Source organism: Pseudomonas sp. LW8 (assembly GCF_041956865.1).
Classification (GTDB): Bacteria; Pseudomonadota; Gammaproteobacteria; order Pseudomonadales; family Pseudomonadaceae; genus Aquipseudomonas; species Aquipseudomonas siliginis.
The window spans coordinates 482,210-503,915 of the sequence record NZ_CP168138.1 but is presented as its reverse complement, the minus strand read 5'-3'; the positions used below and the strand labels follow the sequence as shown (position 1 = coordinate 503,915).

The window sequence follows — 21,706 nt, the reverse complement described above, 5'->3', positions numbered from 1 at the left end:
CGCGGGCGCGGAATATAGCACAAATTTTGACCAATTCCGACGACGGTGGTCGGTTTCTCTGCGAGCTGGTCTCGCGCAGCCAGCCCGCGACACATCACGAGTTTTCGCTGAGCGTACGACGCACCAAAACGGCAAGGAAGCCGCCCGCCCGCAGCACTCCCCCGGGAGTAACGGGGCATTCAACGTAAAGGAAGACAGGCAATGTCACCCAAACCGCCAATCAGAGGCATCACTACCGTCTCGATCCATAATCCGCGACCCGATTATTCGCTAACCCGGCCTGGTTTCCCCCTGTCCTTCGATGGCACGTCGGGGCTCAGGATTCCCACGCGCCCGACGACAACGATCGCAACAGCGATCGATCACGTGCTCAACCACATTATCCCCATGCCTGCGCGGGCGGCGGTCAGAACGGCGGCGGTAGCGCAATCTGTTGCCTTTGTGCACGACCGCCCTTTGAAGGATTACTGGATCACTTCGCTGGTTGTGCTGCCGGCGGCCGATGCCGAAGGCATGTCGACGCTCAATGGACGCCAGTATGTCCAGGTACCGGAGGGTGGCACCGTACAGGTGAGTCTGGACTCGGCCAGCGGTTTCTACCGGGCAAAATTGCCCAGCGAATTGCACGCGTCGGGACCGCTATTGCGCTTCGATACCGACAGCCGTCTCTGGCAGCCCATCGACACCTCGGCGCCCTCCACCTACCCCTTGTCCACGACCCGGCTGGAGGCGTTTCGCACCGATCTGGATTTCAGCACGGTCGAGCCGGACGGCGATGGCCTGTTGCGCTTCAACGGCAAACTCTATGTGCAGATCGAGAGCTACGCCTATCAGGTTCTGCATGATCTCGACGCCTCGACACCGCACAGAGCGGTGATGCGCATCGTTCGCCCTGAAGATCCGATCGCCGCCGATGCGACAAACGTTTACGTCGCATCACGTCCCGGCAGGTCGGAAGCGATTACTTTCAATGCTCAATCCGGCTGGCGCGGAACCTCCTTGACAGGTGTAGCCGGAATGCCGAGAGGGGCAGCGGCGCGACCCTCAGACTTATGGCTGCATCTGGAGGTGACAGTCGCACTCGAGGGTATCAACAAGCGGATCAAGCAGGATCAGGATAAACGTGAACAGCTGATAAACGCCTGGCTGGAGGCGAGTAACGCGCAGGGAGAGCATGCGCAAACCGTTCGACGCGAAACAATGGCGCTGCTTGATCGCGAGGTTCACTGCCACAAAGAACTGAAACACCTTGGAAAGGCGCTGAAATACTACGAGGAGCAAAAATCCTCGATCAAGCGCTTCATGAAGCAGGACGCTTACCTGAACAACATAATCAGGCTGCAAAAAAAACAGATGCTCGCCTATCAGCAACTGATCGAATGCGGCTTGACGCGCCACGCCCTGGAGGGTCCGATGATCGACCTCGACCCGGAGCGGCTTCCGCGAACAGTCAACGTTCTGGGCAGGATGCTGAGTCATCTGAAAGAGCGCCAGCAAATCGCCGACAATCTGGTGAACAAATGGCGGGTCTCTCCAGACGAGTTCAGCGCGGATGTTCTTTCACCAATGGACACCCATAACGTTGTTGCCTCCTGGGTCCTGACCAAAAGTCTGATGCTGGATACCCCACAATCGGCCGGCAACGCCCCTCTTGCATCGGAACTGGCCACCCGCTTTGGTCAGGTGACCTTTGTTTATGGAGCGCTTGGCGCAGTTCCCGAAGTTTCCCACCCTGCCGTATTGAATAACCTGTTCCAGGAATGCACAGCCATCCGCCACTGGTTCGAACGCCTTGATCTGGCACCGGGGGAGCAGCACGCCACTTCACGCAGGGAGATCACTGCGGAAATCGAAATATTCGAGCAGACGCTGGTAGGCCGCTTGAACCAGTTTCTCCATCAGGCTGACCGTCCGGTGCTGACGTTCGACCAGCAGAACATTGATTTCGAGTTCATTCCGGCCCAGGACAGAAGCGGTCTCCAACCGCCGCCCAAGCTCATCTTTCGGGCAAAGAAAAACGGCGTCTACAAGCTCAATGTCGGCGAGTCTCGACGCACCGCGCAAAACGAAGAGGTGATTGAGGTCCGCGACCTCCACAATCCCAGGCAGCCGTCACAGACCTATGACCGAGGACGCGGTGAATGGCGTTCGCCGCGGACAACGCCGCAGAGGAGCTTGCCGTCATTGGTTGCCGAAGCCACTCGGCACCTTGACCGTGTCGACGCGCATGTTCGCGCTGCCCTGCACGAAGAACGGCAAAGAAACCATCCGGACAACATTGTCGAGATGCTCGAAAGCAGCGCCGGGGCAATGGATGACACCGTATTGCAGTTGCAGCGGGCGGAACTGGCCCATGATGAGAGCGCCGCGCTGATTCGGCGCCTGCAGGACGCCAGTGAACGTCTGCGCAATGAGGGCGAAAACATCCGCCTGCGAATCTATAAGGACAAGCATGTTCTGAACGTCGACCGACTGCTGTACCTGATCGACAAGGGCCACGTGAACGCCCGGAAAATCGAGAGCCGATTGAAACGTGGCAAGGGTTCGGACCGGCAATATCTCGACATTTATCTAGTCACCGATGCACATACCCACGATCCCCTCTGGCACGCACATTTCCATTATGCGAGACAGGATTCCCCGGACTTGAATTTCAACGTGCGCGGCGCGCATTTGAAAACCCTTGAACAAAGCAGCAGGGGTATTCAATCGCAGCGCAGGGAAGAACTGGCGCAGCGGCCGCATCAACCTGTCTGGCGCGAATATCTCGATGGACGCACAGCGCAAAAAATCTTCGACCTGGCCGCCGCCTCCGCTCACCCGATGACACAGCCTAAGGCAATGACGCCGAACAGGCCGGCAGCTTCCGCTGAAGAAGCTACCGTGCAACGACTACAAGGAATGTAAGACATGCCAAGCAAACCGCCGTCGAAAGTGACGCTTCCCGGTCATTCACATATTCGACCGGACACATCCATGGATACGCCCCCGCCACGCCTCAACCTGACCCCGCGCCCCGGCCTGGATCCGACCACGTTGAGCGGCCCGTCAATCCGCGCGAACAGGCCCACAGACGGTATCGATCCTGATGCAATCGTTCCTGCTCCCAACGTCACAGTGCAGGCGATTGCTTCAATGCATGACGCCTTCGCTCATGTGGGCCACCCGCCTGAGCATTACCGGCTCAGTGCAACGATCGGCTTGCCCGATGCCGACGCTGAAGGCCTGAGAACATTCAAGGGCCGCCATTACGTGGAAATGACCGATGGTGGCTTCGTGCAGGTGGGCAAGGATGCGCAGAGCGGCCTCTGGCGCGCCAGGCTGGCCAGTGAATCGATCCCCTCCGGACCGCTGATGCTGCACGACCCCGAGAGTGGTCGATGGCATGCGCTGGAATTTTCGCAACCAAGCACCTTCGCTTTATCGGGGGCGCGTCTGCAGGCGTTTCGCACGCCGCTCGACTTCAGCACCAGCTCACCCGACAGCGACGGGCTGCACCGCCATGACGGCAAGCTCTATGCAGTGATCGATAATCACGGCTATCAGGTCTTGCACGATCCCGATGCGTCGACGCCTCTGGCCGAAGTGATGCGCATCGTTCGCCCGCAAGATCCTGTCGCCGCCGACATCGACAACATCTACAGCGCTACGCGCCCGGGCAGATCCGAGCCTGTGGTGTTCGATGCCCGTCAGGGCTGGCAAGGCATCGTAGTCGGCGGAGCCGGCGGAATGCAGCGTGGCAGTCCCGACCAACCGGCTTCACCGGGGCTGCGGGAACGGCTCAACACCGCGTTCAACCGACTGCGCACGCCACAATCGCGACTGCGAAAACTTTATCCCTCTCTGGACAGCGAGCAGATCCGCACGCTGCTGAGCCCCCACGGCGACGATGTACAAGGCTTCTTGACCCGCGTCGAGACTGAATACAAGACCTTGAAGCTGGAACTCGCGACGTGGCTGAAGACCAGTACGCTGGCCGGCGGGGCGGCCCATCCCTCGGTGGAGCGCGCCGCGCAAGAGATCAAGCGTTGCTGGAAACGGCAGACGGGAACAACGCTGCAGCTGGATCTTGGCGGCGCCGGCATCGCTGCGCTCTCGGCAGATTTCAGCCATGTACGCACGCTGCACTTGCAGGCGGTGGCATGGTCGGCGGGCTCCGAAACTTTTCTCAAGCGGTTCACAGCCCTTGAGCGCTTGAAAATCAACGCTTCGGCGCTCGATACACCGCCGGCGAACCTCACGCAGATGCCCGGCCTGAAGGAACTGGACCTGCGAGCGAACCGCATTGAACTGAGCGAGCAAACCGCCGGCGAGCTGGCTTCGCTCAGCCAACTGGAAAGCCTTGATCTGTCGGACAACCCGCTGGGCAAGACCCTGGACTTCAGCGGCATGCTCCAGCTCAAGACCGTGAGTCTGCGCAACACCGGGCTGGATGAATGGCCAACCGGGCTGCGAGATCAGCTAGCGATAGAGTCAATCGATCTGCGCAACAACCGATTGCGCGAAATTCCGCAGGCGATCATCAATCCGGCGAGTGATCAGTTGCTCGACATCGCCAACATCAACCGCGTCACCCTGATCGAAGGCAATCCCTTCGCCAGCGGTTATTGGCGGCGGCTGGAAGTCTATTGGCAGCGGGTTACGGCGCAATACCCGGCACTGATTACCAGCGCACGCACGGCTGCATTCCGGATTGATGGCGACATTCCAGAAGTCGCCATGCTGCTGCGGATGCATCCAGAGAGAACCCCGCAAACTGCCCGGGAATACCTGATCGGTCTGGGGGATGATGCAGAAGCCACGATCAGCCGGCGTTTCGAGGAGTTCAAGGTGCTCGACGCACAGCTGCAGGCTTACGTCGCCGACAGCACGTCGGCAGCATCCAGCGCCGCCGGCCAGGAAAAGCTTCGGGCAGAATACATTGCCCGGACTATCAAGGACTGCTGGCTCCAGGAATCGACGTCGCTCATGCTGCCAGCAGTGAACGGACCGCTACCGTCACTGACGGCCGACTTCAGTCGGTTGAAAATGCTCATCCTCAATAACGTCGTCTGGTCCGACACTGCCGACACGTTCCTGTCGCGGTTGCCTGATCTGGACATTCTGACGATCACCCGCTCCGGCCTGAAAAAATTGCCCGCAGCCATCAGCGGGATGAGCCGGCTCGCCCACCTCAATCTGACTGAAAACCAGATAAAACTCGATGAGCACAGCGCTGGTGCATTGAGTGCATTGCATCAGCTGGTTACCGTCAAGCTCTCTGACAACCCACTGCAGATACCGCCCGATTTCAGCGCGATGTCCGGACTGCAGACACTGGAGCTGAGGAACACCGGAATCAGCGAGTGGCCCCTCGGGCTGGCTGACAAGACCACCTTGACCGGCGTCGACCTCAGCAACAATAAACTGCGCATCGTCCCCGACGCGCATATCAACCCGCCTGCCGATCAATTGGCCGTGGTCGCGCGGATCAACAACCGCACGCTGATTGAGGGCAACGACTTCCCTTCGCCTTACTGGAGAAAGTTCGATGGCTACTGGCGAAGACTCAATGAACTGCATCCCGAGTTGATGACTCCAGCCCACCCCGCCGTATTCGATACTGAGAACTCGCGAGCGCAACGCTACCGAAGACTGTTTCCGGGCAAAAACATCAAGGCCTGCCGGGATTTTATCTGGAGCCATGACAAGGGCACTGTCGCGACCAGGCTGTTGGCGCTCGAGCAGGATTTCGCCGTGCTGAAAAACCAGTTGGATGACTGGGTTTTTTCCGGAGGCAGCAATCGTCTGCGCTATATCCGCGTCAATCAATTGCACGCCAACACTCAAACCCGCAATGAGCGCATCGAGGCACGTGACCGGATCATCAGTTGCTGGCGACGTGAAACGCCCGAGCAACACGCCTTCGACGGCACGCCGATAGGTCTTGAACTGGATTTGAGCGGTTTGACACTGCCAACCCTGCCGGATCTGAGCAGCGACTTCAGCCATGTCGGCTCACTCAAACTCAACAACATGAATCTCACCGAATCCCCGGAAGGTTTCCTGACCCGCTTCCGGCATTTGCGCTGGCTGAACATGGCGAACAATCGACTCAGGGATCTCCCTCCGGCCATCGGCGAGATGCACGGGATGACGCGGTTGTTCCTGCAGGGCAATCAACTGGAACTCACCGCCGAGACCGCGCAGATACTGGCCGGGAGAACCACTCTGAGGGCCTTGTGGATTCACGACAACCCGCACTTGAGCGTGAGCCCGGATTTCAGTGCGATCACTGACATGCGCGAGGTCGACATGTCCAATACGGGCATCGAAAGCTGGCCAACCGGACTGTTCGATCAGCCCCTGCTGGGCAAGGTCCATCTGAACGACAACCGGATCACGAGTCTGCCCGACTTTGTCGTCGCACCGGCAGCGGATCGCCTGACGCATTCGATTCAGGTCAACAGTGGCACTCAGATAAGCGGTAATCCCCTGAGCGCATACACACGAGAACGCCTGGCCGGCTACGGTGAATGGCTGAACCGCTCCGCAGCATCGCTCTACAATCCATTGAACCTGCTGACGACTTCTCTTTCGGCAGCCCACCCGCAAGCAGTGGCAACGAACTCTGTTTCGGTCTATCCGCAGTTGACCGTCGGCATGACGGCAGACGAGGCGATGATTCGCGCCGAGCAATTGAACAGGCTCAAAGCACAGGTGGGCTCAGATGGCTTTTTCAACATCATTTCCAAGCTCGCCCACCATGCCGATTTCCGCCGACAGATCTGGGACGTGGTCGATGCGATCAGCGAGAACAGCGTGCAGACACGTGCGCTGCGCAGAGACGTTTTTGATCGCGCCTGCGAGGCTGGCTGCACTGACCTTGCCGCTGCCACGTTTACAGACATGCAAGTACTGACCATGACGCACAAGGCGCGAATGCAGGCGAGGCAAGACGGCGATGGTGCTCGATTGGTGGACCTGTCCAGAAGCCTGTTCAGACTCAGACAGGTCGATGATCTGGCCGCAGCCGAAATCGCTGCGAGCAGGGCAATCGTCGACGATCCGCAAACTTCAGCGAGGGAGCGCAATATCCATCAGCTGCGCTTGCGCGACCCGCACGAGATGACGATGGCCTACCGCTTTGGGCTCAAGGATCGGCTGCAGTTACCGTTTCAGCCGCAGACACTGTCCTTTATCGGCATGGCCGGCGTCACATCGCCGATGCTGGAAGTGGCCTACCGAAAGGTCATCGCCTTGAACGACTCCCCCGATGAGTTTCAGGCTCTGGTATCGATGGATTTCTGGCAGGACTTCATCACGCACAAATACTCGTCCCGGTTCGACGCCGCACGTCAGCCCTATCAACAGAAACAGGCCGCACTGGACGCGCAGTCTGCGACAAATGCCCTGACCGAAACCGAATATCAGGCGCAAACCAATGACGTCACAGCACAGCTGGCCATCAGCGAAGCGACGCTGATCCAGGCACTGACCCGCGAGGAAATTCGCCCCGGTGACGGAGTCGAAACAACTGCAAGCAGCGAGACGGCAGCTTCGGCCGATTGAAACCGACCACGACAGCAGGCCGGATGATCCGGTCTGCTGTTACTCGTCGTCGTCGAAGTTGTAACTGCCCGGCGCGAGGTTTTCGAAGCGCGTGTACTTGCCGATGAACGCCAGCCGAATAAACCCGATCGGGCCGTTACGCTGTTTGCCGATGATGATTTCGGCAATGCCCTTGTGCTCGGTTTCCGGGTGATACACCTCGTCGCGATAAACGAACATGATCACGTCGGCGTCCTGCTCGATCGCTCCGGATTCGCGCAAGTCGGAGTTGACCGGGCGTTTGTTGGGGCGTTGTTCGAGGGAGCGGTTGAGCTGCGACAGGGCGACTACCGGGCAGTTGAATTCCTTGGCCAGCGCTTTCAGCGATCGCGAAATCTCGGAAATTTCGTTGGTGCGGTTGTCACCGCTGGAACCGGGGATCTGCATCAGTTGCAGGTAGTCGATCATGATCAAGCCGACATCGCCGTGCTCACGCACCAGACGCCGGGTCCGCGCGCGCATTTCCGAAGGGCTGATACCGGCGGTGTCATCGATGAACAGTTTGCGATCGTTGAGCAGGTTCACCGCTGACGTCAGGCGCGGCCAGTCGTCATCTTCGAGCTGGCCGGAACGCACCTTGGTCTGGTCGATTCGGCCGAGCGAAGACAGCATACGCATGATCAGCGATTCGCCTGGCATCTCGAGGGAGTAAACCAGGACAGCCTTTTCGCTGCGCAACACGGCGTTTTCCACCAGGTTCATCGCGAAGGTGGTTTTACCCATCGATGGACGGCCGGCGACGATAATCAGGTCGGACGGCTGCAAGCCGCTGGTCTTTTCATCGAGGTCGGTGTAACCCGTAGACAGGCCGGTGATGGCGTCGGCGGTGTTGAACAGGGTATCGATCCGGTCGATAGCCTTGGTCAGCAACTCATTGACGCCGACCGGGCCGCCGGTCTTCGGCCGCGCTTCGGCGATCTGGAAGATCTGCCGTTCGGCTTCATCGAGGATCTCTTCGGCGGTGCGGCCTTCGGGGTTGAAGGCGCTGTCGGCGATCTCGGTACTGATGCCGATCAGTTGGCGCAACGTCGCACGCTGACGGACGATCTGCGCATAGGCCTTGATGTTGGCGACGGACGGGGTGTTTTTCGCCAGTTCGCCAAGATAGCCGAGGCCGCCGACTTGCGACGTCTGACCTTCCTTGTCCAGCTGTTCGGCAAGGGTCACGACGTCGATCGGCGAGTTCTGATCAGCCAGTTTGGCGATCGCTCGGAAGATCAGACGGTGGTCATGTCGATAGAAATCGCCATCGGAGACTTGATCGAGCACGCGTTCCCAGGCGTTGTTGTCCAGCATCAGACCACCGAGTACGGCCTGTTCGGCCTCGATGGAATGCGGCGGCACCTTCAGGGCAGCGGTTTGCAGATCGTATTGCTCGGGAGCGGAGATATCGTTCATGGCCACTTGAGTGTTGGATGAAAAGCAGGGAATTCAGAAAGACAAAGGGCACGACCTGTAAACAGGATCGTGCCCGATGTTAACCGTCTGACGGACAAGCCGCCAGCCGATCGATGTTGCTTAAGCTGCTACCACGACAACGCGTACGGTGGCTTCAACTTCGGCGTGCAGGTGCACGGCCACGTCGAATTCACCCACGTTGCGGATGGTGCCGTTCGGCAGACGAACTTCGCTCTTCTGCACTTCAACGCCGGAGGCGGTCAGTGCGTCAGCGATGTCGTGAGTACCGATCGAACCGAACAGCTTGCCTTCGTCGCCAGCGGTGGCAGTGATGGTCACTTCCAGCTCAGCCAGTTGGGCAGCACGGCTTTCAGCCGATGCCTTACGGTCTGCGGCGGCTTTTTCCAGCTCGGCGCGACGCTCTTCGAACGCAGCCAGGTTGGCAGCGGTCGCAGCGGTAGCCTTGCCGAAAGGCAGCAGGTAGTTACGGCCGTAACCGGCCTTAACGTTTACTTTGTCGCCCAGGTTGCCCAGGTTGGCGATTTTTTCCAGAAGGATCAGTTGCATGTGAAAATCCTCTAACTTTTAACCTTCACCGTTCGCGCTGTCGGTGTCTTTCGACACGTGACGACCGCGAAAATCAATCAGGCTGTCGACAATGGCCAGAACCACGAGCAACGGATAGATCAGCTGCATGAACAACAGCAGCGTGACGTACAACCCCACCAGCCAGAAACCGGCCAGTCGCTTCTGCCCGACCAGCCCGTGAATCAGGGCCAGCCCGGCGAACACCAGCGGTACACTGCACAACGGCGTCAACATGGCCATCTGTGCACCGAGATTCGGGCCCAGAAGCATCAACGCCAGCAGTAACATCGCCGGCCCCAGCGGGATGCGGATGGCGCGAAACTCGCGACCGAAACCACCCGGGTTGTACAACAACGCCTGCCAATGCCGCCCGACAATCAGGCTCAGCACGCTGACGATCTGCAACAAGGCCGCAATCAGTCCGGTCAGGACCGGTGCAATCAGGGACGCGAAACGCGCTTGCTCATCGACCGACAATTGCTTGTAGGTCTCACCGAGAAGTGCCGGCATGACCTTTATGAGGGCCTGCGCGAGCATCTCGATCTGGGCCGCAAACGCGACCCCGAGCACCACTGAAAACACCACTCCGATCACTACGCTGACCAGCAGCGTGCGGACCCAGGATTCGCTTGCGCGCAAAACCAACGCAAGCCCCGAAGACCCCAGCAGCACCAGAAGTGCCCGTGGGTCGTCGGCATACAGCCACCAGATCAAGGCCGGCAGCAGTCCCAGTGACAGAACGCCAAGGGCGTCCGTCAATCCGCGCCGCAGCAGCACAAGGCTCCCGGCGGCAGCACCCAACCAATACAACAACGGCAATGTTGCACATCCGGCCACCACGAGAGTGGCCTGCATTCGGCCTCGCATGATGAACTCAGCTAAGGCGCGCATGCATTCAATCCTTTGCTACTTGTCGACTGCCCGGTCTCAGCGGCCGTGGCTGTCGGTGTAGGCCAGCAGGGCCAGGAAGCGGGCGCGCTTGATAGCGGTGGCCAGCTGACGCTGATAACGAGCTTTGGTACCGGTGATGCGGCTTGGAACGATTTTGCCGGTCTCGGATACGTAGGCTTTCAGAGTGTTGAGATCTTTGTAATCGATCTCTTTCACGTCTTCAGCGGTGAAGCGGCAGAATTTACGACGACGGAAGAAACGTGCCATTTGATAGGCTCCTTAATAAGGTCCGTGGATTACTCGTCAGCGTTATCGCTGTTGTCGCTGTCATCACTGTCGGTGCCTTCGGCGCCTTCGTGCTCAGGACGGTCGCGACGCTCACGGCGCTCACTGCGGTTTTCTTCAGCCTTGAGCATCTCGGACTGGCCGGTAACGGCTTCGTCGCGACGGATGACCAGGTTACGGATCACTGCATCGTTGTAGCGGAAGTTGTCTTCCAGCTCGGCCAGGGCCTTGCCAGTGCACTCAACGTTCAGCATCACGTAGTGAGCCTTGTGAACATTGTTGATTGCGTAGGCCAGTTGACGACGGCCCCAGTCTTCCAGACGGTGGATTTTGCCGCCGTCTTCTTCGATCAGCTTGGTGTAACGCTCAACCATGCCGCCGACTTGCTCGCTCTGATCCGGGTGGACCAGAAAGATGATTTCGTAATGACGCATGAATGCTCCTTACGGGTTGTAGCCTGCCGCTCAAAAACGGTCAGACAAGGAGTGAATGACACTTATGGACTTGCTGGCGCGGGGCACTGGCGTGCCTGCCGTCACAGCAAGGGGCGCAATTGTAGAGAAGGGACTGCGGGCGCGCAAGGCAATTGGTGAATATTTGAACAACCACCGATCTTCCAGACACCGTAAACGAATGTGGGAGCGAGCCTGCTCGCGAATGCGGCCTGCCAGGCAACAATGACGTCGACTGACACTCCCTCTTCGCGAGCAGGCTCGCTCCCACAGTTGATTGCGTTAAGCTTATTTCTTCGCGGCAGCCTTGGCCTTCGCACCGCGCTGGCGCTGGGCTTCGAACAGGCACACGCCGGTGGCGACCGAGACGTTGAGGCTGCTGACGCTGCCGGCCATCGGCAGGTTCACTAGATAGTCGCAATGCTCGCGGGTCAGGCGACGCATGCCTTTGCCTTCGGCGCCCATGATCAGAATGGTCGGGCCGGTCAGGTCCTGGTCATAGATGCTGACCTCGGCTTCACCAGCGGTGCCGACTACCCACAAACCGCGCTGCTGAAGTTTTTCCAACGTGCGCGCCAGGTTGGTCACGGCCACCAGCGGGATCACTTCCGCCGCGCCGCAGGCAACTTTACGCACCACCGGGGTCAGCGTGGCCGACTTGTCCTTCGGCACGATCACCGCCAGCGCACCGGCCGCATCGGCCGAACGCAGGCAGGCGCCGAGGTTGTGCGGATCGGTCACACCGTCGAGCACCAGCAACAGCGGCGCGCCTTCGGTGCGATCGAGCAACTCGTCGAGCATCGCCTCGCCCCAGACCTGACTCGGGCTGACTTCAGCGACAACGCCCTGATGCACGCCTTCAACCCAGGCGTCCATTTCGCGACGCTCGGCCTGGCCGACCTGAACACGGTTTTCATTGGCCAGCTCGACCAGCGTCTGCACGCGCGGATCGTTGCGGCTTTCCGCCAGCCAGATCTGCTTGACGCGCTTGGGGTGGTGACGCAGCAACGCTTCTACCGCGTGAACGCCGTAGATTTTTTCCAACTGACTCATGACTTCGCCTTCGGTTTACGCGCCCCGCCACTTTTGGCTGGAGCGGAACCCGCTTTTGGCGGGCCCTTACGGTGTTTGCTCGGCTTGGCTGGCTTGCCGTCGGTCGCCCTGTCAGGCGCCGACCGTCCGGTCTTTCCCCCGGACGCCGCTTTACCACCGTTTTTCGCATCGGCCAGCAAGGCCTTCTTCAATTCACGGCTTTTGCGCAGCTCGGCGTTTTTCGCCACGGCATCGCTCGGACGATAGGCTTCGGCAACCTTTTCCTTGGCCGGACGACGGCTGGCGGTTTTCGCTGGAGCCTTTTCTTCCGCAGCCTTGGCAGCAGGCGCAGCGGTTTCGGCGCCACGTTTCTTGCGACCGATCGGCGCGCTGATGGTTTTCTCGGCCATCTCGAAGTCAATCTTGCGCTCATCAAGGTCGACGCGCATGACGCGTACTTCAACGGTGTCGCCAAGACGGAAACTGCGACCGGTGCGCTCGCCCGCCAAGCGGTGATGCACAGGATCGAAGTGGTAGTAATCGCCCGGCAGCGCGGTGACATGCACCAGGCCTTCGACGTAGATATCGGTCAGCTCGACGAACAGACCAAAACCGGTAACAGCGGTGATTACGCCCGGGAACGATTCGCCCACGCGATCCTTCATGAACTCGCACTTGAGCCAGTTCACCACGTCACGGGTCGCTTCGTCGGCACGACGCTCGCTCATCGAGCACTGCTCGCCAAGCTGCTCCAGCGCCGCTTCGTCGTACGGATAGATGCGCGCTTTCGGAATGGTCATCGCACCGGCACGACGAACGTGCGGGGTGTCCTGTTTCGAATGGATCACGCTGCGGATCGCGCGGTGCGTGAGCAGGTCCGGATAACGACGGATCGGCGAAGTGAAGTGGGTATAGGCTTCGTAATTCAGGCCGAAGTGGCCGTCGTTTTCAGCGCTGTACACCGCCTGACTCAACGAACGCAGCATCACAGTCTGGATCAGGTGGAAATCCGGACGATCCTTGATGCTCGCGAGCAAAGCCTGATAATCCTTCGGCGACGGACCGTCCTTGCCCTTGTGCAGGGACAGGCCGAGCTCACCAAGGAACGCGCGCAGCTTTTCCAGACGCTCTGGCGGCGGACCGGCGTGAACGCGATACAGCGCAGGGATTTCGTGCTTCTTGAGGAATTCGGCAGTGGCCACGTTGGCGGCCAGCATGCACTCCTCGATCAGCTTGTGCGCATCGTTGCGCACGGTCGGACGGATTTCCGCGATCTTGCGCTCGGAGCCGAAGATGATCCGGGTTTCCTGGGTTTCGAAATCGATCGCGCCACGCACGTGACGGGCGGCCAGCAATACCTTGTACAACGCGTAGAGCTGCTTGAGGTGCGGGACGACGTCGGTGTACTCGCCACGCAATTTGCGCGCTTCGGTAGCCTTCGGCGTTTCCAGCATCGCGCTGACCTTGTTGTAGGTCAGACGGGCGTGGGAATGGATCACCGCTTCATAGAAGCAGTAGTCGGTCATTTCGCCGGACTTGGAGATGGTCATCTCGCAAACCATGGCCAGACGATCGACTTGCGGGTTCAGCGAGCACAGGCCGTTGGACAGTTGCTCGGGCAGCATCGGAATCACGCGCTCGGGGAAGTACACCGAGTTGCCGCGAACCTGAGCTTCGTTGTCCAGCGCCGAGCCGATCTTCACGTAACTGGAAACGTCGGCAATCGCCACGTACAACTTCCAGCCACCGGAGAACAGACGCAGCTTGCCCGGTTTGGCTTCGCAGTAGACCGCATCGTCGAAGTCGCGGGCGTCTTCGCCGTCGATGGTGACGAACGGCAGATGACGCAGGTCGATGCGCTTTTCTTTGTCTTTTTCTTCGACTTCCGGCTTGAGCTTGGCGGCTTCTTTCACAACCGCCTCAGGCCAGACGTGCGGAATATCGTACGTGCGCAGAGCAACGTCGATTTCCATGCCCGGCGCCATATAGTTGCCGACCACTTCGACCACATCGCCTTGCGGCTGGAAACGCGGCGTTGGCCAGTGGGTGATTTTCACCTCGACGAACTGACCGATCTGCGCATTGGCGTTGCGGCCCGGGGTGACCAGCACTTCCTGCTGGATCTTCGGATTGTCGGCAACGACGAAACCGATGCCGCCTTCTTCGAAGTAGCGGCCGACGATGGTTTCGTGAGCGCGGGAAACCACTTCGACGATCACGCCTTCACGGCGACCACGACGGTCGAGCCCGGAAACCCTGGCCAGCGCGCGGTCACCGTCGAACACCAGACGCATTTGCGCCGGGCTCATGAACAGGTCGTCGCTGCCGTCGTCCGGCACCAGGAAGCCGAAACCGTCACGGTGACCGCTGATGCGGCCGAGGATCAGGTCGAGCTTGTCCACCGGCGCGTAAGTGCCACGGCGGGTGTAGATCAGTTGAGCGTCGCGCTCCATGGCGCGCAAGCGGCGGCGCAGGGCCTCGATCTGGTCTTCGGTGGTCAGACCAAACTCTTCGACCAGTTGCTCGCGGGCAGCAGGCGAACCCCGATCGGCGAGGTGCGCCAGGATCAGTTCGCGGCTGGGAATAGGGTTTTCGTATTTTTCCGCTTCACGAGCGGCCTCGGGATCGAGGGACTGCCAATCGGCCATTAGAGAGTTTTCACCTTGTCTATATGCGGGTTAGTTTGGCATAGGCGCCGGGAAACGGGAAATTTCCGCTTCTATAAGGCTTTGCATGGCCCTGTATCGACGCTCTGATAGGGTTTTGAACGCCGCTGGTAAAAAAATTCAGTTTTTTCTGCAGCAGGGGTTTACAGTTAAAAAGGCGCTCCGTATAGTGCGCGCCATCGACGACGCACAAGCGCTTTCGATGATGCCCAGGTGGTGAAATTGGTAGACACGCCAGCTTCAGGTGCTGGTGACCTTACGGTCGTGGAAGTTCGAGTCTTCTCCTGGGCACCAATTTCGAGTTTGAGACTAGATCAGTTTCAAGACTCACACAAAACCCGCGAAAGCGGGTTTTTTGCATTTGCGGGAAAGCTTTTGTTCACACTGATTTATTAAAACCAAATCAGGGGTTTACAGATCAAAAAGGCCTCCGTATAGTGCGCCACATCAACAGCGGCAACGCTTGCGATGATTGCCCAGATGGTGAAATTGGTAGACACGCCAGCTTCAGGTGCTGGTGACCTTACGGTCGTGGAAGTTCGAGTCTTCTTCTGGGCACCAATTCAAATTCAAGGTTCACGCCTTGGATTTCAAAAAAACCCGCGAAAGCGGGTTTTTGCGTTTCTGGCTTCCTGAATTTCGCCATCCCTACAGGATCGCCAGTCGCCCCACAAGGCGCACTTGAGAAACAATATCGTTTATCATTGTTGCAAGTTTTTGCAATGCGACAGTGAGGAACCCTGCGAATGACGTTTCGAAATACCCTGCGCCGAGGCCTGACCTTCACCCTCCTCGGCCTGGCACTCGCCACTCCCCTCTCCCAGGCTGCCGATGCGGTTTCCCTGACTCTCTACAACGGCCAGCACAAGGAAGTCGGCGACGCGATTGCCAAGGCTTTCGAAGCCAAGACCGGCATCCACGTCAACGTGCGCAAAGGCAGCAGCAACCAGCTCGCCAGCCAGATCATCGAAGAAGGCGACCGCTCCCCCGCCGATGTGATCTACACCGAAGAGTCGCCGCCGCTGAATAACCTCGGCGAACAGGGTCTGCTGGCCCAGGCCGATGACGCCACGCTGGCAGTTCTGCCGGAAAAATACGTCGCCGCCAATGGCACCTGGATCGGCGTTACCGCCCGCGTACGCGTGGTCGCGTTTAATCCGAAACTGATCGATGAAAAAGACCTGCCGAAATCGGTGATGGAATTTTCCGAGCCGCAGTGGCAGGGCAAGGTCGGCTTCGTTCCGACCAGCGGCGCCTTCCAGGAGCAGGCCGTAGCGATCATCAAGCTGCACGGTCGTGACGCCGCCGAAGAATGGCTGACCGGCCTGCGCGCATTCGGCAAGACCTACAGCAACAACATGGTCGCGCTCAAAGCGGTGGAAAACGGTGAAGTCGCCACCGTACTGGTGAACAACTACTACTGGTTCGCCCTGCAACGCGAGAAAGGCAAGCTCGATTCCAAATTGCATTACTTCACCGGCGGCGACGCTGGCGGCTTGATCACCGTGTCCAGTGCTGCCGTGCTGAAATCCAGCAAACATCCAAAAGAAGCCCAGCAATTCCTCGCCTTCATGGCCAGCGAAGAAGGTCAGCGCGTGATCACTCAGACCACCGCCGAATACCCGCTGCACAAAGGCATGGAATCGGATCGCGGTCTCAAGCCGTTCAGCGAACTGGAAGCGCCGAACGTTACCCCGGCGGACCTGGGCAACGCTGAAGAAGCGCTGGAACTGGAACGCGAAGTTGGCCTGAACTGATGGCAGCATCGTTATCGGCCCCCGCCGCGCGCGGGGGTTACGTACCAAGACGCAAACGGCCGTCGATCTGGCTGGTGCTGCCGGTATTGCTACTGGTGTTACTGAGCCTGTTGCCACTGGCCTACGTCGGGGTGAAAGCCTGGCAGGCCGGCTGGGCCGAGGCGCTGCATTTGCTGTGGCGCCCGTATGTGTTTGGCCTGTTGCGCAACACCTTGGCACTGATGGTCGGCGTGACGATCACCTGCGCCGTGATCGGCCTGTCGCTGGCATGGCTACTGGAACGCAGCAATCTGCCGGGTCGACGCCTGTGGGGCGTGATCCTGTGCCTGCCGTTTGCGGTGCCGGCGTTTGTCAGCAGCTTCACCTGGGTGTCGCTGAGTGCGCAGTTCGAAGGCCTCGGCGGAGCGATTCTGGTGATGAGCCTGTCGAAGTATCCGCTGATCTTCCTGCCAGTCGCGGCGACCCTGCGCAATCTCGATCCCTCTCTCGAAGAATCCGCCCGCACATTGGGACAGAATCGCTGGGGCGTGTTTTTCCGCGTCACCCTGCCGCTGTTGTGGCCATCGCTGTTGGCCGGCTCGCTGCTGATTGCCCTGCACATGCTGGTGGAATTCGGCGCGCTGTCGATCATCGGTTTGCAGACCTTTACCACGGCGATCTACCAGCAATTCGAACTGGAATTCAGTAACGCCAACGCAGCGATGCTTTCGGCGGTGTTGCTGGCGCTGTGCCTGCTGCTGTTGTGGCTGGAACTGCGGGTGCGCGGCAAGGGCCGGCATGTGCGCACCGGCCAAGGTGCAGCGCGACAGGCTGAGCAAGTAAAGCTTGGGCCATGGGCTGCGGCAGGTCAGTTGTATTGCCTGTTGCTGGCGATTATCGGCAGCGGCGTTCCGCTGGGCATGTTGGCCTACTGGCTGGCGGTCGGTTCGTCGGCGGCATTCCCGGTAGCAGCGATCACTGAGGCGCTGCTGTCATCGCTGGCATTGTCGTTGGGCGGCGCGGCGTTGTGCCTGGCGCTGGCAGTGCCGGTCGGGCTGCTGGTGGTGCGCTATAAAGGCCAATTGGCAATCTGGGCCGAACGCCTGCCTTATCTGCTGCACGCGCTGCCGGGCCTGGTGATTGCGTTGACGCTGGTGTATTTCGCCCTGCATTACGTACCGGTGCTGTATCAGACGTCGGGCTTGCTGCTGATCGCCTATGCGCTGCTGTTTCTGCCACTGGCGCAGGCGCCGATTCGTACGGCACTGAACAAGGCTGCGCCACAGCTGGAAGAAGCGGCGCGGACCTTGGGCGCATCGTCGTTCACGGCGTTTTGCCGGGTGACATTACCGATCATTTTCCCGGCACTGGGCGCGGCGTTTGCGCTGGTGTTTCTCGATGCGATGAAGGAATTGACGGCGACGTTGCTGCTCAGCCCAACCGGACTGAATACGCTGGCGACCGAGGTCTGGGCGCATACAGCGAATGTCGAGTTTGCGGCGGCGGCGCCTTATGCGGCGTTGTTGATCGTGGTGTCCGGGCTGCCGGTTTATCTGCTGACGACGCGGATGTATCTGAGCCGCTGATACCGCTTTCGCGAGCAGGCTCGCTCCCACAATGGATTGAGTTTCCCTGTGGGAGCGAGCCTGCTCGCGAAGATGCCAGCCCGGATAACATCAAGCGCGAAACTGCCCCAGGCTAGCCTTCAACTGCGCCGCCAGACCATCCAGCACCTTGCCACTGGCCGTGGTTTCCACCACTGCCTGAGCCGCTTTCTCGGCCTGTGCATGAATCGTTTCGACGCGCCCACGCACTGCCTGTGCACCCTGCGCCTGATGCGCTGCTGCTTGCGTCGCCAGACCTATCGCCGCATGCACCTGCTCGACCGAAGCCTGCACCGATTGCTGCAAGCGCGCACTGTCGCGCAAGACCAGCAAACCTTCGCTGGCCTGCCGTCCGGCCTGGCCAATCGCCTCGACTGCCTCACGTGCGCCCTGCTGCAGAGCGACGATGTGCGCTTGAATATCGCCCGTCGAGCTCTGCGTTTTGCTCGCCAGTGCCCGCACTTCATCCGCCACCACGGCAAACCCACGCCCGGTTTCACCGGCCCGCGCCGCCTCGATCGCAGCGTTCAACGCCAGCAGGTTGGTCTGTTCGGCGATGCCGTGAATCACCGTCAGCACCACCTCAATCTGCTCGCTCTGCTGCGCCAGTCGCTCGATAACCTTCGCCCCGGTATCGACCTGCCCGGCCAGCGCTTCGATCAGGCTGCCAACCTTCGCCGAAGTCCGGGTGTTCTCATCGGTGGCCTGACGAATATCGACAACCTGCTTGAGCGCCGCCTGCATTGCCTGACTTTCCGACTGCGCCTCGTCTGCCATTTGCGACAGCGCGCGCAGGCTTTCTGCAACTTCATCGCGCTGCATTCCGGCAGCCGCATCGGCGCCAGCGTTGCGCAAAGTCATCGCGCCAATTTCCACGCCAGTGCGCTGCGCGACATCGCCCGCCTCGCGCACGATCGGCTGCAGCTTGTCGACGAAGCGATTGACCGCCGACGCCATGTCGCCGATTTCATCCTTGCTGTTGATCTGCACACGCTTGGTCAGGTCGCCCTCGCCCGCCGCCAGATCGTCCATCGCCGCATTGAGCATTTTCAGGCGATTGACCACGCGATGACCGAGCACCACGGCCAGCAACAGCAGCACGCCGCAACCGACCAGCGCCAGGCCAAGGCCAATGCGCCAGCGAAGAGTGGCGGCAGCTTCCTGAACGGTTTGTGCGGTGTTGGCTTTCATTTCACCAGCGGTGGCTTGCGCCGATTGCAGGCGCGCCTGCATCGCTTTGGCGCTGTCCGCCGCTGCGCCTTTGAGGCTGTCGCCGACCAGTTGATCGCTGCTGGCAATCAGCGCCAGGAAGCGCTTGTCGAGCTCGGCCAGATCGGTTTCCACCGAGGCTGTGGAAACGCCCATCAGCACTTTGCCGATCTCCACGCCATTGGGATTGATCGAGGCTTCGAGGTAATAGACTGAGGGATCGTTCTTCGCCGCATCCAGCACTTTATCCAGCGCACGCTCACCCTGACCTTTTTCCAGCAAGGCCTTGTTGATCGGGTTTTCACGATTGAGATAACGGGTCAGATGCTGGCCGGTGGCGTCGTCATACACCACGAACAACACGTTGGGATTGCGCTGGGCGCGACGAGCGAACTCCGAGAGCGTCGGCACGTCGCTGTCCCACATGGCACGCGGCGCTACGGATGCAAGCAACTGCGCCATGTCGTTGGCCGAATCCTTCAGATCCTTTTCCAGCGTCGCTCGCAGCTGCGCCTGCTCTTCTTTCAGACGCGCGGACAGGCCGACCGTCAGGCGCTGACGAGTGCTGGCCGATAACGCATCAAGACTTGAAGTGACTTCACGCCCGGCCTGCTCCAGCTCACCGGAGAGCTTCTGGCTGTCGGCACCCAGGCGCACGGCCAGATCGGCTTCCAGCGCGGTCACCGTGCTCCGCGTCAGGGCAACCGCCACCAACACCTGCACCAAAAGGGCGATACCAAGGGTAACGAACACTGGCCGCAACAAACGGCTTTGTAACAGTGAGAGAACGGCTGACACTTTAAATCCCTCTACTTCTGACGCCATTAATTTGATGGCACTCTTGTAGACAGATTCACAGCAAAGGTCATGCCGTCCAACAGGCATAAACGACAAAGGCCCCGATTAAGGAGCCTTTGTTTTTTACATCAACGACTTATCAAGCAAACGGATGACGCAGAACGATGGTTTCGTTGCGGTCCGGGCCCGTCGAAATAATGTCGATCGGCGCGCCGATCAACTCTTCAACGCGTTTGATGTAGGCACGAGCATTGGCCGGCAGCTCTTCCAGGGTTTTTGCACCCACGGTCGATTCGCTCCAGCCTGGCACTTCTTCGTACACAGGCTGCAGGCCTACGTAGCTGTCAGCATCGGTCGGGGCAACAGCATTGCCTTGCGCGTCTTTGTAGCCGACGCAGATGTTGATGGTTTCCAGACCGTCGAGTACGTCCAGCTTGGTCAGGCAGATGCCCGAGATGCTGTTCACATCGATAGCGCGACGCAGGATGACGGCGTCAAACCAGCCGCAGCGACGGGCACGGCCGGTGGTAGCGCCGAACTCGTGACCCTGCTTGGCCAGGTGTGCACCGACTTCGTCAAACAGCTCGGTCGGGAACGGACCGGAACCGACGCGAGTGGTGTAAGCCTTGGTGATGCCCAGGATGTAGTCGAGGAACATCGGACCAACGCCCGAACCGGTCGCCACGCCACCCGCAGTGGTGTTGGAGCTGGTCACGTACGGGTAGGTGCCGTGGTCGATGTCGAGCAACGAACCTTGCGCGCCTTCGAACATGATGTCCTTGCCGGCACGACGCAGGTCGTGCAGCTCGGCAGTCACGTCGAGCATCAGCGGCTTGAGCAGCTCAGCGTATTCCTTGCACTCGGCCAGGGTCTTTTCGAATTCGATGGCTGGCTCTTTGTAGTAACCGACCAGCATGAAGTTGTGGTAATCCACCAGTTCACGCAGCTTGTCTTCGAAGCGTGGCATGTTCAGCAAGTCGCCGACACGCAGGCCACGACGGGCAACTTTATCTTCGTACGCCGGGCCGATGCCGCGACCGGTAGTACCGATCTTCAGCTCGCCACGGGCCTTTTCACGGGCCTGGTCCAGCGCGACGTGGAAGGACAGGATCAGCGGGCAGGACGGGCTGATACGCAAGCGCTCGCGCACCGGTACGCCTTTCTCTTCCAGCTTGGTGATCTCGCGCAGCAGGGCGTCAGGTGCAACCACCACGCCGTTGCCGATCAGGCATTGCACGCCTTCGCGCAGCACGCCCGACGGAATCAGGTGCAAGACGGTTTTCTCGCCGTCGATCACCAGCGTGTGACCCGCGTTGTGGCCACCCTGGTAGCGCACTACGGCGGCAGCATGTTCGGTCAGCAGATCAACGATCTTGCCTTTGCCCTCATCACCCCACTGGGTGCCCAGGACTACGACATTCTTACCCATAACACTTGTCCTCATTCGCGCAAACTTG

General features: G+C 59.8%; 13 protein-coding genes and 2 tRNA genes. 6 read left to right on the top strand and 9 right to left on the bottom strand.

The window, feature by feature from the left end; translation table 11 throughout:
- The first annotated feature begins 201 nt into the window (after positions 1 to 201).
- On the top strand, positions 202 to 2,907 hold the full coding sequence (locus AB9L16_RS02375) for a hypothetical protein (RefSeq protein ID WP_375123048.1): 2,706 nt from the start codon (positions 202 to 204) through the stop codon (positions 2,905 to 2,907).
- Positions 2,908 to 2,910: 3 nt separating this feature from the next.
- Complete coding sequence (locus tag AB9L16_RS02370) at positions 2,911 to 7,551, top strand: NEL-type E3 ubiquitin ligase domain-containing protein (RefSeq protein ID WP_375123047.1); 4,641 nt, start codon at positions 2,911 to 2,913, stop codon at positions 7,549 to 7,551.
- Between the two features lie 39 nt (positions 7,552 to 7,590).
- On the opposite strand, the gene dnaB is transcribed toward AB9L16_RS02370, so the two are convergent.
- From dnaB to rnr, 7 genes are all read right to left on the bottom strand, one after another.
- Positions 7,591 to 8,988, bottom strand: coding sequence for a replicative DNA helicase (dnaB, locus tag AB9L16_RS02365; RefSeq protein WP_016771936.1), 1,398 nt, complete (start codon positions 8,986 to 8,988; stop codon positions 7,591 to 7,593).
- A 120-nt stretch (positions 8,989 to 9,108) separates the two neighbouring features.
- Positions 9,109 to 9,555 carry a 50S ribosomal protein L9 gene (rplI, locus tag AB9L16_RS02360; RefSeq protein ID WP_003221136.1) on the bottom strand — a complete coding sequence of 149 codons (447 nt, stop codon included), beginning with the start codon at positions 9,553 to 9,555 and terminating at the stop codon, positions 9,109 to 9,111.
- An 18-nt stretch (positions 9,556 to 9,573) separates the two neighbouring features.
- Complete coding sequence (locus AB9L16_RS02355) at positions 9,574 to 10,467, bottom strand: hypothetical protein (RefSeq protein WP_016771937.1); 894 nt, start codon at positions 10,465 to 10,467, stop codon at positions 9,574 to 9,576.
- A gap of 36 nt (positions 10,468 to 10,503) precedes the next feature.
- Positions 10,504 to 10,734 (bottom strand): 30S ribosomal protein S18, encoded by a 231-nt coding sequence (gene rpsR / locus AB9L16_RS02350; RefSeq protein WP_002551829.1) that lies wholly within the window; start codon positions 10,732 to 10,734, stop codon positions 10,504 to 10,506.
- Positions 10,735 to 10,763: 29 nt separating this feature from the next.
- Positions 10,764 to 11,186: a 30S ribosomal protein S6 gene (gene rpsF / locus AB9L16_RS02345; RefSeq protein ID WP_016771938.1), complete on the bottom strand. Its 423-nt coding sequence runs from the start codon at positions 11,184 to 11,186 to the stop codon at positions 10,764 to 10,766.
- A 306-nt stretch (positions 11,187 to 11,492) separates the two neighbouring features.
- Positions 11,493 to 12,257 (bottom strand): 23S rRNA (guanosine(2251)-2'-O)-methyltransferase RlmB, encoded by a 765-nt coding sequence (gene rlmB / locus AB9L16_RS02340; RefSeq protein ID WP_024011372.1) that lies wholly within the window; start codon positions 12,255 to 12,257, stop codon positions 11,493 to 11,495.
- On the bottom strand, positions 12,254 to 14,884 hold the full coding sequence (gene rnr / locus AB9L16_RS02335; protein WP_024011371.1) for a ribonuclease R: 2,631 nt from the start codon (positions 14,882 to 14,884) through the stop codon (positions 12,254 to 12,256). The genes rlmB and rnr overlap by 4 nt, the downstream gene beginning before the upstream one ends.
- A 225-nt stretch (positions 14,885 to 15,109) precedes the next feature.
- On the opposite strand from rnr, the gene AB9L16_RS02330 reads away from it, so the two are divergent.
- From AB9L16_RS02330 to AB9L16_RS02315, 4 genes are all read left to right on the top strand, one after another.
- Positions 15,110 to 15,196: transfer RNA gene (locus AB9L16_RS02330), tRNA-Leu, on the top strand.
- Positions 15,197 to 15,376: 180 nt separating this feature from the next.
- Positions 15,377 to 15,463: transfer RNA gene (locus tag AB9L16_RS02325), tRNA-Leu, on the top strand.
- 185 nt (positions 15,464 to 15,648) lie between these two features.
- Positions 15,649 to 16,659 (top strand): extracellular solute-binding protein, encoded by a 1,011-nt coding sequence (locus AB9L16_RS02320; protein WP_375123046.1) that lies wholly within the window; start codon positions 15,649 to 15,651, stop codon positions 16,657 to 16,659.
- Complete coding sequence (locus AB9L16_RS02315) at positions 16,659 to 18,224, top strand: ABC transporter permease (protein WP_375123045.1); 1,566 nt, start codon at positions 16,659 to 16,661, stop codon at positions 18,222 to 18,224. The genes AB9L16_RS02320 and AB9L16_RS02315 overlap by 1 nt, the downstream gene beginning before the upstream one ends.
- A gap of 90 nt (positions 18,225 to 18,314) precedes the next feature.
- On the opposite strand, the gene AB9L16_RS02310 is transcribed toward AB9L16_RS02315, so the two are convergent.
- Entirely contained in the window at positions 18,315 to 20,249 is a 1,935-nt protein-coding gene (locus AB9L16_RS02310) for a methyl-accepting chemotaxis protein (protein WP_041480726.1), read from the bottom strand.
- A 139-nt stretch (positions 20,250 to 20,388) separates the two neighbouring features.
- Positions 20,389 to 21,678, bottom strand: coding sequence for an adenylosuccinate synthase (locus AB9L16_RS02305; RefSeq protein ID WP_016771943.1), 1,290 nt, complete (start codon positions 21,676 to 21,678; stop codon positions 20,389 to 20,391).
- Between the last annotated feature and the right edge of the window lie 28 nt (positions 21,679 to 21,706).